Raw genomic sequence first — 14,720 nt, forward strand, 5'->3', positions numbered from 1 at the left:
ATGACATGCCGATGCTCAGCGGCCAGGGGTGGCCGGTGCCAGTGCATTGATCCGTTGCGTACACGAATTTGTAGAGGTTCCGCCATGGCCTTCAGCTTCAAGAAATCCGCCGAACTGTTTCCCGCCGCGGTTCGCAAGAAAAGGCGTGCCGGTTTTACCTACCGCCGTTTCGATACCGCGGCCGACGCCGTGCGTTTCGCAATCGAGGAACTACCGGCCGACTCACTGAACGGCGCGTATCTTCAGGTGGACGAAGCTCGCTTCGATCAGAACGGCATCCGCTCGCTCTATGACAGCCACGATTTTCCGCTGCCTCGCCGCAAATCCGAGACGGCATCCGCGGAAACAAGAGCTTCGAAGGACGCTGCTTGATGATTCCGGGTCTGATTCACCTGACTCCAACGGAATTGAATCGGACTCTCGCTTTGATGTTTTGATTAAGCACGGATCTTATCAGAACCGGTTTCTTCTGTGCGTTCGCGCGGCGCTTCGAGTCGGGCTCGTGCTCTAACGTGGCTGCCGCTCGAGCCAGCGCCTGAACATCCGCACGTTGCGCACGTTAGCGCGAAACATCACGTCGAAGGCATCGCCAGCCACGGGCACCAATCCGACCACCCCGTCAACCGCAACGTTGCTCAACATCCGTGCGGTGATGTGCCAGGGCGCACCAAGCGCCCGCGCTTCTCGCACAAGCCATAGTGAGAACGCCGTGGTTATGACGTCGCCGATCACCGGCACCAGCCCGATCAAGCCATCGATGCCGTAGCGGATGTTCGTTCCTGGAACGACGAAAGCAACGTCAAGCAGCTTCGCGATCGCGTCCAACCGTGCCAACCGCTGCTCGCGGGTGAGCGGCTGAAATGCCGCGATGAATTCAAAACCGCCGGATGCCGAGGCGCCTTGCTTAAATGCCCCGAATGCGCCGGCCTCGAAACCATCGGGGCCCGCAGGAATTTCACGACCGTCCTGATCGATGATCTTTGCGCGTGCCGATCCCCGGGATCGGGAGGTATCGCGGAAATACAAATCGTCGTTCGGCATGGATCTCATGGCGTTCACATGGGCTCTCCCGGCAATTTTCGCAAGCTACGTCACGCGGCCGCGCACGATCGTGATGAGGTCTCCTGTTCCATCGTGGCGCCTTCGCACATCATTCCATCATTCGTTGCTCACATGTAATCATCAGTGGCTTCGCATCGGAATAACGCTGCGGTCTGCCCTGACATCTCCCTGCCCAAGACGCAACTCCGCCCCATTGCGCCGCCACTTTCTCTGCTCAAGCGTCTTGCATGATCGCATCGGAAACTGGTTTTACTTTGGAGATCATGTCGATGGGGAGGGGCATTGCATGAGTCAGATTCCGCCGCAGAAGTTTGGCGCCGAATATGTCGCGCACTTGCGCGAGTTGCTCGACAACGCAGCCGAGCAGATCGGGCCAGAGCATCGCACGTTGGCGAGCCAAGCAGAGACCGCCGAGGCCAAGTCGCATCATGTCACGAGCACGGCCTCGCCCGCAGGCGAGGACCGCACCGCATAAAGGTACGTTTTCGATATCTGCTGGTCATGCGGGAGTGGTGCGGAGTATTCCCTGAGTCCGTCACCTCTGGTTCTCAGAAGCGACTCTCTACTCGCCCCACGCCGTGAAAGCCTCGTTGAACGCACGATCCCCCGGCGCGCCCTTCTCGATGGCGATGATCGCGCGACGTTGATTCGTATAGACCAGTGGCACGTCAAACCACGAGCGCTCTTTCAAGAGCTGAAGATTACGCGCCCGATCGGACTCGACGTTCGATAGCCCGACCAGGAAGAAGCCGTCGGTAACCTTGACGGCAAGTCCCGCCAGCGGCGTACCGCGGGACTGTTCGTTGGACTTCATCAGGATGCCGGGGACGTTGGAGACTCCGCCGCCGTCGAAATCCTGCGGCAACACAAAGGTCAGCTCCGCAGTATGACTGGCGGGCAGCGAGGTGTCGGTGTTGCGACGGAACGACATCGTCATCTTGAACTTACGTTCGGGAATTTCGATCTCGGCGCGCACCGCGATCTCCGGCGTGTTACCAGCCGCGCCCTTCACTTCTTCGGTGCGCCACACCACCGAGCCGACATACTGCTTGCCCTTGGGATCCGACGGATCCTCGTCATACAGCACGACGCGCTGCGCCACCGGCGCAATCGTTTCGGATATGGAAGGCTGACCGACCCGATCAGCGATCTTCGGCTTCAGTCCCGGCGTGGCCGGCTTCGCAACCTCGGCAGTTTGGTTTGAGGAATCGAACAGCCCGCGCACGGCCGAAACCGCATTCGGACCCCAGACAATTCCAGCTCCGGCGAGGATCAACACCAGGCCGACCGCGATCGCAGTCTTCAGCGGAAAGCTGCCGCCGAACACGCGCTTCGGTCTGTCGCGACCAGGCTGCGGCCACGAACGCGGCAGGGGCGGCGGTTGGTCGTCCACGGCACCGCCGAAGGACGATCCATTGGAAGGGTACGCTCCCTCGAACGCACCGCGATCCTCAAGGCTCGGTTCAAGCCGGTCGAATTCGGGTGACTGTGATCGCACATTGGCATAGGTGCGGCGGGCCGAGCGATTGGCTTGCGCCGCGGCGCGGCCGAGATCGTCAGCATCCGCGGTAACGTCTCGAAAACCCGGAACCGGCGGCGGCGGGCGATCGGGCTCGAGATTGCGGCGCGGCTGCCCCTGGCTTTGCCGCTCGCGGGCAGGCGGTGGCGGCTCATCCTGTATTGGGATTGGTGGCCCGGAAGGTCGCCAAGACGGCGGCGGATTGGCGGATGAGGGTGGATCAGATGGGGGTGAGTCAGCGCGCAGATTGCGCGGTTGCGGTGTCGCGTTGACGCGCGAGCGGGCTGACGGCGGGGCAGCCGGGTCCTGCGACTTCATCGCAGCGCGCGTCGCGGCACGGAAAGCATCGCCGGAGCGCGAACCACCGCTACGCGAGGCCTCGCGGGCGCGCTGGGCAGCCTCGGACTCGACCTTGCGCACAGCCTCTTCCAGCGCCAACCGTTCGCGGGTGATCTCGGACTCGCTTAAAGGCGGCTCGACGCCGCGGAGCTGAGCGATCAGAGCCGTCCTTGCCCGCTCATAGAGCGCGCGCCGCTGCTCGCCGGGCGCGTTGACGTCCAGTCCAGAGATAGCGCGTGCGATCAGCGGGTAATAATCAGCCATGTCTCCTCAATGCACGAATATTAACCTTGAACGCATTCCCGTAACACCCCGTTAAGTCTCGAAAGGGTTCTGAACTAAAATGGTGTCTTCGCGCTCGGGGCTGGTAGACAACAGGGCGACCGGACACCCCACCAGTTCCTCAATCCGGCGAACATATTTGATGGCCTGAGCCGGCAAGGCCGCCCATGAACGCGCGTTGGCCGTTGGCTCCTTCCAGCCCTCGATCGTTTCATAAATTGGCTCGATGCGAGCCTGCGCCCCCTCTCCGGCCGGCAGATGGTCGATGTCCTTGCCGTCGAGACGGTAGCCGGTACAGACTTGGATGGTGTCAAAGCCATCGAGAATATCGAGTTTGGTCAGTGCAAGGCCATGTATGCCGCTGGTACGCACGGTCTGCCGTACCAGCATGGCGTCGAACCAGCCGCAACGCCGTTTGCGCCCGGTGTTGACGCCGAATTCCTTGCCGCGCTGACCGATCGTTTCGCCGATTTCGTCCGTGAGTTCGGTCGGGAACGGCCCCTGGCCGACACGCGTCGTGTAGGCCTTGCAGATACCGAGTACGTAGCCGAGCGCGCTCGGTCCCATGCCGGTGCCGGTGGCCGCCTGGGCTGCAACGGTGTTGGAGGAGGTGACGTAAGGGTAGGTGCCGTGATCGACGTCCAGCAACGCGCCCTGCGCGCCTTCAAACAGGATGCGCTTGCCTTCGCTGCGCTTGTGATCGAGCAGATTCCACACGCTGTCAGCATAAGGCAGCACACGCGGCGCAATTGCGGCGAGCTCCTTCAACAGCGCGCCGCTATCCACTTCCGCGATACCGTGGCCGCGGCGCAGCGCGTTGTGATGGGTGAGCAGCCGCTCGATCTTGTGCGGCAGCGTCTGCGGGTCGGCGAGGTCCATCAGGCGGATGGCGCGGCGGCCGACCTTATCCTCATAGGCCGGACCGATGCCGCGCTGGGTGGTGCCGATCGCTGTCGCCGCGCTTGCATTCTCGCGCAGGCTGTCCAGTTCGCGATGCAGCGGCAGGATCAGCGTGACGTTCTCGGCAACGCGCAGGTTGTCGGGGCCGATTTTGACGCCCTGCCCCTTCAGCTTCTCGACCTCGCTGACGAAGGCTTGCGGATCGAACACGACGCCATTGCCGATGATCGACAGCTTCGACGAGCGGACAACCCCCGAGGGCAGCAATGCCAGCTTGTAGGTATTTCCGTCGATAACGAGCGTATGACCCGCATTATGGCCGCCCTGGAAGCGAACGACGATATCCGCCTGCTCCGACAGCCAGTCGACGATCTTGCCCTTTCCCTCGTCGCCCCATTGGGCGCCGACGACGACAACGTTGGTCATTTCCGCGGAAATTCCTTGCAAAAGTGGGGCGCGTCTCTACAGCGCCTTCGGTAACGAACCTCGAATTCGAAGGGCACCGGCAACTCGTGATTGTCGTAAATGGTGTGGGTTCGGAAACTCGCTTGAAACAAAGATCGCAGCGAAAATGAAGCGATCTTCCGGACCACCCCGCCAGCCGAAACACGACAGACGCAATACAAAGCCGCCAGCACGCGAGGCGTCTCATCGGATAAAGGATGCGTGCGGTTGACGCAAGCCGGAACGGCCCCGAACTGCCCCTCCAAGCCGTTGATTCATCCTGACAAACGTGGCGCTCTGCGGCTTCCGTGCGGTCCCGTGCCCGCCACAGTTTTCAAGGACGCTCGATAATCAATGTTCGGCTTACCGCTCAATCGCCGAGACAGGAGGAGAGATGCGCCGTCTGATAACCCGCGAGTTATGCGCGGGAGCGATGTTGCTGGCGATACTGGCTCCTTCTGCCGCTTACGCGCGCGAGGGGGCATCCGGCGCGCCATCGCCCCATGCAGAAACCACGCCTGCCGACCCGCGGGACGGCGGCGACCAGCCTGCCGCAACCGCCGACAATCGCCGCCGGCTTCCGCCGGATTCGACTACCAGGCACAAGCTCGTCCTACCGGGCCGGACGTTGGCCTTCGCCGCAACGGCGGGCACGATTCATATTTTTAACGACAAAGGCGAACCGCAAGCGGACATCGCCACCACAGCCTATCAACTCGACGGCGCCGATCCCCGTAGCCGCCCGGTGACCTTTGTTTTCAACGGTGGTCCCGGCGCCTCTTCGGCGTGGCTGCAATTCGGCAGCAACGGCCCCTGGCGCATCCCGATGGACCGCGCGATCACCAGCCCTTCCATTCCAATGCCGCTGGAGCCGAACGCGGAAACCTGGCTCGACTTCACCGATCTCGTTTTCATCGATCCGTTGGGCACCGGCTACAGCCGCATGGTGACGCACGGGGACGACGCACGAAAACGCTTCCTCACAGTCGATGGCGACGTGGACTCGATTGCTCTGGTGATCCGGCGCTGGCTGGAGAAAGCCGACCGGATGCAGTCGCCGAAATTCATCACCGGCGAAAGCTATGGCGGCATTCGTGGACCGAAGATCGCCCGTAACCTGCAGACCCGGCAGGGCGTCGCCGTCAAGGGGCTGATCCTGATTTCCCCGGCGCTTGACTTCGGCGACGTGCTGGGCGCGGGGTTGACCCGGTTCGTGGCAAGCCTGCCGAGCATGGCGGCGGTTGCACGGGAAAAGGAGAAGGACGGAACGCTGACCCGCGCGGACATGGCAGACGTTGAAGCCTATGCGCGGGGCGACTTCCTGATCGACCTCGTCAAGGGACAGGCCGATGCGGAAGCCACGCGACGGCTTGCCGACCGCTTCGCGTCGCTGACGGGAATCAATCAGGCGGAGAGCCGCCGCCTCGCCGGACGATTCGACGTCAGCGAATTCCGTCGCGCCTTCGACCGCAGCGGCGGCAAGGTAACCGGACGCTATGATGCCTCGGTGCTGGGGTTCGACCCCTACCCGGAATCAGGCGCCAGCGACTTCAACGACCCTTCGGAGGAGCCACTGCTGTCCGCGCTGACATCGGCGGCGTTCGAACTCTACGCACACAAGCTGAACTGGCGGCCGGCAGGCTCCTATGAACTGCTCAGCCGCAGCGTCAACCGGGAATGGGATTTCGGCAAGAGCCGGTCGTCCGTCGAGTCGGTGTCGGACATCCGCGAACTGCTTGCTGCGGACGGAAAATTCAAGCTGCTTGTCGCACATGGATTGTTTGATCTGGCGACACCATATCTCGCCTCCCAGATCCGCCTCGATCAATTGCCGACCTTCGGCTCACGCGATCGGGTCAAGTTTGTGGTCTATCCCGGCGGCCATATGTTCTATTCGCACGACGGCTCGCGTCAGTCGTTGCGCGACGAGGTTCGCGCGCTGATGAAGTGATGAAACGTCGGGCTAACTTTATAGTGTTTTTAGCGAAGTGGATGCCGGGTTTGCGTGACGCGTCAGATCAAAATCATAGAGCACCGCTTCTGATTTCATCAGAAGCGGAAAGGCTCTAGCCGTAGATCCATCATGATCGGGCTTCGGTCGGTCAGAAGGTCAGCACCTTGGCCTGCTTGACCTGCGGCAGCGCCTGCACCTTGGCGAGAACGTTCTCCGGCACGCTGCCGTCAACCTCGACCAGCGCGATGGCGTCGCCGCCTTGCTTGTTACGACCGAGATTGAACGTCGCGATGTTGACGCCCGCGTCACCGAGCAGAGAGGCGAACTTGCCGATGAAGCCCGGCTTGTCCTCGTTGGTGACGTAGATCATCGACTTGCCGAACTCGGCATCGACGCGGATGCCCTTAACGTCGACGAGGCGCGGCTGACCGTCGGCGTAAACCGTTCCCGACACCGAACGCTCCTGCCGTTCGGTTGCGACCGTTACCGTGATGAGGCTTTCATAATCGCTCTGCGCGGCGCGCACGACCTCGTCCACCACCATGCCGCGCTCTTTAGCGACGACCGGCGCGGACACGACGTTGACATCGCCCAGCATCGGCCGCAGCAGGCCCGACAGCGCCGCCGAGGTCAGCGCTTTGATCTTCATTTCGGCGACGTGCCCCTCATAAGTGATGGTCACCTTTGAGATTCCGGTCTCCGTGAGTTGACCGGCGAACGAGCCGAGCTTTTCCGCAAGCTCGACAAACGGCTTCAGCTTCGGCGCTTCCTCCGCCGTGATCGAGGGAAAATTGATGGCGTTGGTGATCGCACCGGTGAGCAGATAGTCCGACATCTGCTCGGCGACTTGCAATGCCACGTTCTCCTGCGCTTCGGTGGTGGAGGCGCCGAGATGCGGCGTGCAGATCACGTTGGGATGGCCGAACAGCACGTTCTTGGTGGCGGGCTCCTCGACAAACACGTCGAAGGCCGCGCCGGCAACATGCTTGGAATTCAGCGCGTCGGCCAACGCCTGCTCATCCACCAGGCCGCCACGCGCACAGTTGATGATGCGCACGCCCTTCTTCATCTTGGCGATGGCGGCAGCGTCGATGATGTTGCGAGTCTTATCGGTCAGTGGCGTATGCAGCGTGATAAAGTCGGCGCGTGTAAACAGATCGTCGAGTTCGACCTTCTCCACGCCAAGATCCTTGGCCCGCTCCGGAGACAGGAACGGATCGAACGCAATCACCTTCATCCTTAAGCCGAGCGCGCGGTCGGCGGCGATCGAGCCGATGTTACCGCAGCCGATCACGCCCAGCGTCTTGCCGGTGATCTCGACGCCCATGAAGCGGTTCTTCTCCCACTTGCCGGCCTGGGTCGAAGCATCGGCGGCGGGAATTTCGCGCGCCAGCGCCAGCATCAGGGTGATCGCATGTTCGGCGGTCGTGATCGAGTTGCCGAACGGCGTGTTCATGACGATGACGCCCTTGGCCGTCGCCGCCGGAATCTCGACGTTGTCGACGCCGATGCCGGCGCGGCCGATCACCTTCAGCTTCCTGGCATTGGCGAGAATTTTCGCGGTCGCCTTGGTGGCGGAGCGGATGGCAAGGCCGTCATAGTTGCCGATGATCTCGGCGAGCTTGTCCTTGTCCTTGCCGAGCGCAGGCTGGAAATCGACCTCGATGCCGCGATCCTTGAAGATCTGCACGGCGGCGGGGCTAAGCGCATCGGAAATGAGAACCTTGGGTTTGGTCATGATGTTGTCCTCTATCCTCCCCTTGAGGGAGAGGGACGGCGCGCTGCGCCGGGGTGAGTTGTGAGACCGTTTCTTCCCTCTCCCCTTGTGGGAGCCGAGACGAGCGAAGTTCGCTCATAGGGTGACGAAATCGAGTGAAACGAGATTGAGCGGGTGAGGGTTGAAGCGGCGACGGGAAACACCCCTCACCCGCTCTCCCTTCGTTCGGGCACCTCTCCCACAGGGGGAGAGGGAAACAAGGCATCGAGCCTAGAGACTACGCCGCCTTCGCAAGCGAAGCCTTGGCCTCGGCGAAGGCCCAATCAATCCATTGCGTCAGCAGTGCGACGTCGCTCGCCTCCACCGTGGCACCGCACCAGATGCGCAGACCCGGTGGCGCATCGCGGTAGTACCCGAAATCGTAGCCCGCGCCTTCTTTCTCAATTGCACCAACGAGTTTCTTGGCGAAATCGGCTTGCGATTCTGGCGGCAACGACGTGATCGTGGAGTCGACGACTTTCAGGCAGACCGATGTGTTGGACCGGATCGCCGGATCCTGGGCCAGAAAATCGATCCACGGCGTCTTCGCCACCCAATCACTCAACACCTTGGTGTTGGCGTCGGCGCGCGCAATCATGCCTTTGAGGCCGCCAACCGACTTGCCCCAGTTCAGCGCATCGAGATAATCCTCGACGCACAGCATCGACGGCGTGTTGATGGTCTCGCCAGCGAATATGCCGTCGATCAGCTTGCCGCCCTTGGTCATGCGGAAAATCTTCGGCATCGGCCACGGCGGAGTGTAGCTCTCAAGCCGCGCCACGGCGCGTGGGCTGAGAATCAGCATGCCATGCGCCGCCTCGCCGCCTAGCGCCTTCTGCCAGGAGAAGGTGACGACATCGAGCTTGGCCCAATCGAGCGGCTGCGCAAAAGCGGCTGACGTCGCATCACAGATCGTGAGACCTTCGCGCGTGGCGCTGATCCAGTCCGCGTTCGGCACACGCACGCCGGAGGTCGTCCCGTTCCAGGTGAAAACGATATCTGAGGCCGGATCGGCCTTGGCAAGATCGGGAAGCTCACCATAACCCGCAGTGAGCTTGGTGACATCCTTCAGCTTCAACTGCTTGAGGATATCCGTGATCCAGCCCTCGCCGAAAGACTCCCAGGCGATTGCTGTTACCGGACGCGCACCGAGCAGCGACCACAAAGCCATCTCGACCGCGCCGGTATCGGACGCCGGCACGATGCCGATCTTGTAGTCAGCCGGAATTTCCAGAACCTCACGCGTCAGATCGATGGCGAGCTTGAGCCTGGTCTTGCCGATCTTCGCGCGATGCGAACGGCCGAGGGCTGCGTCCTTGAGATTTTGGGGGGTCCAGCCGGGGCGCTTGGCGCATGGGCCGGAAGAGAAATGCGGCACGTTCGGCCGCGAAGCAGGCTTCGCAACGGTCATGATCTATCCTTCCAGATAGCAAGCCTCCCGTTGGGGGGAGGTGTCCCGCCGCTGTGGATATGGGAATCAGCCGATCCCGTCAAGGACATTCCCGGCAGTTACGCTGGATGACAACCGCGATGAACCGAACGATCAGAACCTGTAGCCCACACCAGCGCGCACTGTGTTGATGCTGGTATCGATCGGAGTGGCTAAGCGCATGTATTCCCATTCGGCGCGAAGGAACAATCCGGCAATCAGATTGAAGTCAACCCCGAGACCCGCAGAGTAGCCAACCAGAAGCCTGCTGCGCCTTACGTCGGTTGCGCTATCGTCAAACGGTACGACGTCAAAAGGTGGCGCCACATTGGGATTATTTTGAGTCCCAAACACCCGCGCCGTCTTGACGATATTCGCTTGGCCAAGTGCCAATCCACCGAACATGTAAGGCAGGAAGCTTCCAACCGCGTAGCCGGCGCGTGCGCGCAATGTTCCAATGTCCGAAATCGACATGCTTGCGCTAGCTTGGTTGGTCACCGAATCCGTATAACCCGAAGGTAGCGTGAAAAACCGGGTCATCGATCCGGTTTGCGAACCGCCAAACGAGCCGTGCATGTAATTGGCTTCGACACCGATCACGACATCGTCCCATTGGCTATTGTAGCCTACGAAGCCGCCCCAGCCATCGCCACGCGAGGAGCCCTTGCCAAGCACCGGCCACGAGGAGATATTTTGCTGCTGCTCCATTTCCGTTCCTGACAGTAGTCGCGCCACAATGTCACGCGTTGCACCGGTGAATTTCATGTCGGATTCACCGACGCCGGCCTGCCCGCCGATGTAATAGCCCTGCCACACCGTCCGCACCGTGCTGAGGCCCTCGGAATACGATCCACGCAGAACCGGAAGGTCGGGCATATCGGCTGCATATGCGCCCTGCGCCGCTCCGCAAATGACCGCCGCCAGCAGAAGTCTACGCATCGTGAACGCTCCATCGACCACAACTTGAGTGGTGTCGATTATCAGCTGTTAACCTTAACCAATCGTTGTTGCTCAGCGTGATTGCTTCATATTGTCGACAAACCATCGACGTGCCCGACCCTTCGCAACCGTCGGGGATCGACCGCACAAAAGCAAAACGGCGCGGGACATTTCCCACGCCGTTAAGAGCCGTTAAGAGGTGATAGAGCTCAGCCCTTGGTGATCAGCGGCGGCGGGGCATAGACCGGCGGTGTGTTGAAATACCAGCGCACGCCGAGTTTCACGTCATGCGACGTGATGTCGTTAAACTGCATCGGAACGCCCCGCGTGAATCCGGTGTAATCGGAAACCGCGCCCGTCGTCCCAGAACCGAGATTCACATAGCTGTAAGCCAGTTCAATCGTGAGGCCCGGATTGACCATGTAGGCCAAACCACCATGAAGTGCCCACGCAAAATTCCACCTCGACGCAGCCGGCGCGTTTGCGAAGCTTGGGAAGGCGCCGAAGCCAAATCCGTTATTGTTGACCATGCCGGTATCGGTGTAATTGGCAATCGTCACGCGCGCCGCGCCGACACCTGCACCGATGAATGGCGTGACGCCCCACCAGGTGCCGAGATCGGCATAACCGTTTGCCAACACAAGCCATTCCGATTTGGTGGCGTTGTAGTTGTTGATACCGTTTCCGACGATCCCGCCGCCTGCCGGATAGGTCAGAAGATCGGTGCCTTTGAAATTCGAATTCCCGCGATACTGGCCTGTGAAGTCGCCGCGGAACCAGTTGTTGAACTGATAGCCGACACCGACGCCGTAGATGCCGGCGGCATCGAACGCAGTCGTCTGTTGCAACGACAGCAGTTGCGCGTTGCGGCCATCCGCCATTGCGATGTTGTTCACACGCTGGTTGCTGAATCCGATATCGCCTCGCAGATACCAGCCGCCGAAACCCACGACCGGCGGGGCGTAATAGGGCGGAGGCGCGATGGGCAGGTCGGCGGCGAGTGCGGCAGATGATAATAGTGATGCCGCTCCGGCGGCTACGAGCAATTTTACACCACGCATCGGCTTCGTCCCTTTGTGCCGTGAGGCAAGTGCGGCCCCACTCCAATTCGGAGGAACGATGACACCAAATCCTTAAGAGTCGCTTAACCCTAATTTTTAAGGTTGATTTTCGGTAAGTTTATTCTGGCGTGATCGGCACGGCGAACCGTCACGATGGATGCTGCCACACGAGTCCGTGGACGAGCGATCCTACAGCGGCGACTAAGAGTGCTGGATTTTCGGCATCTTCGGCAGGAACATTGCCAGCAGACCCATCGCCGGCAGGAACGCACAGGCTTGATAGACAAACTCGATACCCTTGGCATCCGCGACCTCGCCCAGCAGCGCGGCACCAAGTCCCGCCGCGCCGAATGCAAAGCCGAAAAACATGCCTGAGATCATGCCGAGACGGTGCGGCATCAGTTCCTGCGCAAACACAATGATCGCCGGCATCGCGGATGAGAGGATGACACCGATGACGACCGTCAGCACCACTGTGCCAGCAAGATTTGCAAACGGCAGCAATAGCGTGAATGGCAGCACCCCGAGGATCGACAGCCAGATCACATAGCGGCGTCCGAAGCGATCGCCGATTGGACCGCCGAAATACGTGCCTATGGCAACCGCGCCGAGAAACACGAACAGCAAAAGCTGAGCTGTCTGCGTTGAGACGTGAAACTTCTCAATCAGATAGAAGGTGTAATAACTCGTCAGGCTCGACATATAGATGTATTTCGAGAACACCAGCACGATCAGAATCGTCAGTGCGAGCGCCGTCCGCGCGGGCGCCGGTGTCTCCGACGACCGGCGCGGCGAGGCGCTCTCGTGCGGCGAGATCCGCAGCTTGTACCACCGCCCTATTTGAAGCAGGACGACGATCGCTATGAATGCGATCGACGAAAACCACGCGATGCTGGGCTGCCCGAACGGCACGATGATCAGAGCCGCCAGGAGCGGCCCCATCGCCGAGCCGAAATTCCCGCCAACCTGAAAAACCGATTGCGCGAAGCCATAACGACCGCCGGACGCCATTCGCGCGATACGCGCGGACTCCGGATGAAACACAGCAGAGCCAAGGCCGATCAGTGCAGCGGAAACAAGGATCATTCCGTAGACATGAGCAACACTCAGCAGCAGCAACCCCACGAAAGTAAAGCCCATGCCGACGGCAAGTGAGAACGGCTGGGCTTTCTTGTCGGTGACATAGCCGACCACGGGTTGCAGCAGCGAGGCGGTCACCTGAAACGCCAGCGTGATCATTCCAATCTGCGCAAAGTCGAGCGCGTAGTTTTCCTTCAGGATCGGATAAACCGAGGGGATCAGCGACTGCATGGTGTCGTTGAGAAAATGCGAAAAGCTGATGCCGCCGAGCACCAGATAGGCGGGACCTGCAGCGGCGGCCTTATCCGTGATCCTGGAAACCACGACCGGCGTAACCAGCGTTTCCTCGGAGATGACAGGCTTGTCCACGGACGGCTTTCCGGTTGTTACAACCGGAGCCTGTTACGACGCGGGCGCCCGGCCGTCCACCAATCGTTATAGCTGGGATGCATCAGGATATTCGCCAACGCGGCCCGACGGCTCAAGGTTCTGGCTGCGGTTTCACGCCGCCGCCGGGTTTCCCAATGCAGAAACGATCGTGTCCACGACTTCCTCGACCAAGATACGGTCATCGCCCTCACCCATGACGCGAATGACAGGCTCGGTTCCCGAAGAACGGACTAACAGACGACCATGGCCATTGAGACGCTTCTCGCCCGCTGTAATGGCCGACTTCACCTCCGCGCGATCCAACGGCTTGCCGTTGCGATAACGGAAGTTCTTCAATATCTGCGGAAGCGGCTCGAACTTGTGACAGACTTCGGAGACCGGGCGTCCCAGCTTCTGGACGACGGCAAGCACCTGAAGCGCAGACACGAATCCGTCTCCAGTGGTCGCATAGTCCGACAAGATGATGTGCCCTGATTGCTCGCCGCCGAGATTGTAGCCATGCTTTAGCATCTGCTCGAGCACGTAGCGGTCGCCGACAGGTGTCCGCACCATCGACAACTCGCGATCCTTCAGGAATCGCTCAAGGCCGAGATTGGACATCACGGTAGCGACAATCCCCGGCCTGGTCAGCCGGCCGTCTTCCTTCCAACTCTCGGCAATCACTGCGAGAAGCTGATCGCCGTCGACCACATGGCCGCGCTCGTCGACGATGATGACTCGGTCGGCGTCTCCGTCGAGCGCGATGCCGATATCGGCGCGCATCTCGCGAACCTTGCGGCACAGCGCCTCCGGCGCGGTGGAGCCGCATTCCTTATTGATATTGAAGCCGTCGGGCTCGACGCCGATCGGAATGACGTCCGCGCCCAGTTCCCACAGCGCCTCCGGCACCACCTTGTAGGCTGCGCCGTGGGCGCAATCGACCACGACCCGCAGCCCCTCAAGGCTAAGTTCGCGCGGCAGCGTGCGCTTGGCGAATTCAATGTAGCGATCATGCACGCCGTCGATACGACGGGCGCGGCCAAGGTTCCCGCTCTGCGCGAGTTTCTTGTCGAGGTTTTCATCGAGCAACTGCTCGATCTTCTTTTCGACCTCGTCGGACAGCTTGAAGCCGCGCGGGCCGAACATTTTGATGCCGTTGTCCTCGAAAAGGTTGTGCGAAGCTGAAATCATGACGCCGAGGTCAGCGCGCATGGACTTGGTCAGCATCGCTACTGCGGGCGTCGGCATCGGACCGAGCAACAGTACATCCATGCCAACCGACGTAAAGCCAGCGACCAGCGCGTATTCGATCATATAGCCGGAGAGGCGCGTATCCTTGCCAATCACGACGCGATGACGGTACTCGCCGCGCTGGAACACCAACCCAGCGGCCTGTCCAACTTTCATCGCCAGTTCCGGCGTGATCAAGCCGTTAGCTCGGCCGCGAATGCCGTCGGTTCCAAAATATTTGCGGCTCATTTTCCCCCCATGACCCGCTCTTTGCTCACCGCTACGCTTGAGCTCGGCTCATCGAATCGTTGGATGTCGAGCATATCGCAAGGCCGCTTATAACGCCCCTAAAGATA

Annotated in this window: 11 protein-coding genes and 1 pseudogene; 3 read left to right on the forward strand and 9 right to left on the reverse strand. The window is 60.8% G+C overall.

The features are described from left to right. Positions 1-84: 84 nt before the first annotated feature. On the forward strand, positions 85-372 hold the full coding sequence (locus tag ACZ5IL_RS20370; protein ID WP_464594259.1) for a hypothetical protein: 288 nt from the start codon (positions 85-87) through the stop codon (positions 370-372). Positions 373-507: 135 nt separating this feature from the next. Here ACZ5IL_RS20370 and ACZ5IL_RS20375 read toward each other — a convergent pair whose 3' ends face one another. Further along, positions 508-1,050, reverse strand: coding sequence for a DUF4112 domain-containing protein (locus ACZ5IL_RS20375; RefSeq protein WP_464596951.1), 543 nt, complete (start codon positions 1,048-1,050; stop codon positions 508-510). A 298-nt stretch (positions 1,051-1,348) separates the two neighbouring features. Here ACZ5IL_RS20375 and ACZ5IL_RS20380 point away from each other — a divergent pair, with 298 nt between their 5' ends. Continuing rightward, complete coding sequence (locus ACZ5IL_RS20380; protein ID WP_464594260.1) at positions 1,349-1,537, forward strand: hypothetical protein; 189 nt, start codon at positions 1,349-1,351, stop codon at positions 1,535-1,537. An 87-nt stretch (positions 1,538-1,624) separates the two neighbouring features. On the opposite strand, the gene ACZ5IL_RS20385 is transcribed toward ACZ5IL_RS20380, so the two are convergent. Together ACZ5IL_RS20385 and ACZ5IL_RS20390 are read right to left on the reverse strand one after the other, a co-directional pair. Then, positions 1,625-3,184 (reverse strand): hypothetical protein, encoded by a 1,560-nt coding sequence (locus ACZ5IL_RS20385; protein WP_464594261.1) that lies wholly within the window; start codon positions 3,182-3,184, stop codon positions 1,625-1,627. Between the two features lie 51 nt (positions 3,185-3,235). Beyond that, complete coding sequence (locus tag ACZ5IL_RS20390) at positions 3,236-4,528, reverse strand: adenylosuccinate synthase (RefSeq protein WP_464594262.1); 1,293 nt, start codon at positions 4,526-4,528, stop codon at positions 3,236-3,238. Positions 4,529-4,940: 412 nt separating this feature from the next. Between ACZ5IL_RS20390 and ACZ5IL_RS20395 the strand changes: the two genes are divergently transcribed. Beyond that, positions 4,941-6,497: a S10 family peptidase gene (locus tag ACZ5IL_RS20395; protein WP_464594263.1), complete on the forward strand. Its 1,557-nt coding sequence runs from the start codon at positions 4,941-4,943 to the stop codon at positions 6,495-6,497. Between the two features lie 151 nt (positions 6,498-6,648). Here the strand turns inward: ACZ5IL_RS20395 and serA are convergent, their stop codons facing one another. The 6 genes and pseudogenes from serA to glmM form a co-directional block, all read right to left on the reverse strand. After that, the gene (serA, locus tag ACZ5IL_RS20400) at positions 6,649-8,238 is read right to left on the reverse strand and encodes a phosphoglycerate dehydrogenase (protein WP_464594264.1); all 1,590 of its coding nucleotides are present in this window, start codon (positions 8,236-8,238) and stop codon (positions 6,649-6,651) included. A 256-nt stretch (positions 8,239-8,494) separates the two neighbouring features. After that, positions 8,495-9,667, reverse strand: coding sequence for a phosphoserine transaminase (locus tag ACZ5IL_RS20405; RefSeq protein WP_464594265.1), 1,173 nt, complete (start codon positions 9,665-9,667; stop codon positions 8,495-8,497). 132 nt (positions 9,668-9,799) lie between these two features. Continuing rightward, positions 9,800-10,624, reverse strand: coding sequence for an outer membrane protein (locus tag ACZ5IL_RS20410; RefSeq protein WP_464594266.1), 825 nt, complete (start codon positions 10,622-10,624; stop codon positions 9,800-9,802). A 209-nt stretch (positions 10,625-10,833) separates the two neighbouring features. Continuing rightward, complete coding sequence (locus ACZ5IL_RS20415) at positions 10,834-11,685, reverse strand: outer membrane protein (RefSeq protein ID WP_464594267.1); 852 nt, start codon at positions 11,683-11,685, stop codon at positions 10,834-10,836. A gap of 201 nt (positions 11,686-11,886) precedes the next feature. After that, positions 11,887-13,059: pseudogene (locus ACZ5IL_RS20420) on the reverse strand (MFS transporter); the annotation flags it as partial. Positions 13,060-13,266: 207 nt separating this feature from the next. Continuing rightward, positions 13,267-14,613 (reverse strand): phosphoglucosamine mutase, encoded by a 1,347-nt coding sequence (glmM, locus tag ACZ5IL_RS20425; protein WP_464594268.1) that lies wholly within the window; start codon positions 14,611-14,613, stop codon positions 13,267-13,269. Positions 14,614-14,720 lie beyond the last annotated feature (107 nt).

It is taken from the genome of Nitrobacter sp. CN101 (assembly GCF_055390255.1).

Coding starts and splice junctions, on each gene's coding strand:
- ACZ5IL_RS20395 (WP_464594263.1), top strand. CDS start 4,941: ATGCGCCGTCTGATAACCCGCGAGTTATGCGCGGGAGCGATGTTGCTG.
- ACZ5IL_RS20380 (WP_464594260.1), top strand. CDS start 1,349: ATGAGTCAGATTCCGCCGCAGAAGTTTGGCGCCGAATATGTCGCGCAC.
- ACZ5IL_RS20375 (WP_464596951.1), bottom strand. CDS start 1,050: ATGAGATCCATGCCGAACGACGATTTGTATTTCCGCGATACCTCCCGA.
- ACZ5IL_RS20410 (WP_464594266.1), bottom strand. CDS start 10,624: ATGCGTAGACTTCTGCTGGCGGCGGTCATTTGCGGAGCGGCGCAGGGC.
- ACZ5IL_RS20415 (WP_464594267.1), bottom strand. CDS start 11,685: ATGCGTGGTGTAAAATTGCTCGTAGCCGCCGGAGCGGCATCACTATTA.
- ACZ5IL_RS20405 (WP_464594265.1), bottom strand. CDS start 9,667: ATGACCGTTGCGAAGCCTGCTTCGCGGCCGAACGTGCCGCATTTCTCT.
- ACZ5IL_RS20385 (WP_464594261.1), bottom strand. CDS start 3,184: ATGGCTGATTATTACCCGCTGATCGCACGCGCTATCTCTGGACTGGAC.
- ACZ5IL_RS20370 (WP_464594259.1), top strand. CDS start 85: ATGGCCTTCAGCTTCAAGAAATCCGCCGAACTGTTTCCCGCCGCGGTT.
- serA (WP_464594264.1), bottom strand. CDS start 8,238: ATGACCAAACCCAAGGTTCTCATTTCCGATGCGCTTAGCCCCGCCGCC.
- ACZ5IL_RS20390 (WP_464594262.1), bottom strand. CDS start 4,528: ATGACCAACGTTGTCGTCGTCGGCGCCCAATGGGGCGACGAGGGAAAG.
- glmM (WP_464594268.1), bottom strand. CDS start 14,613: ATGAGCCGCAAATATTTTGGAACCGACGGCATTCGCGGCCGAGCTAAC.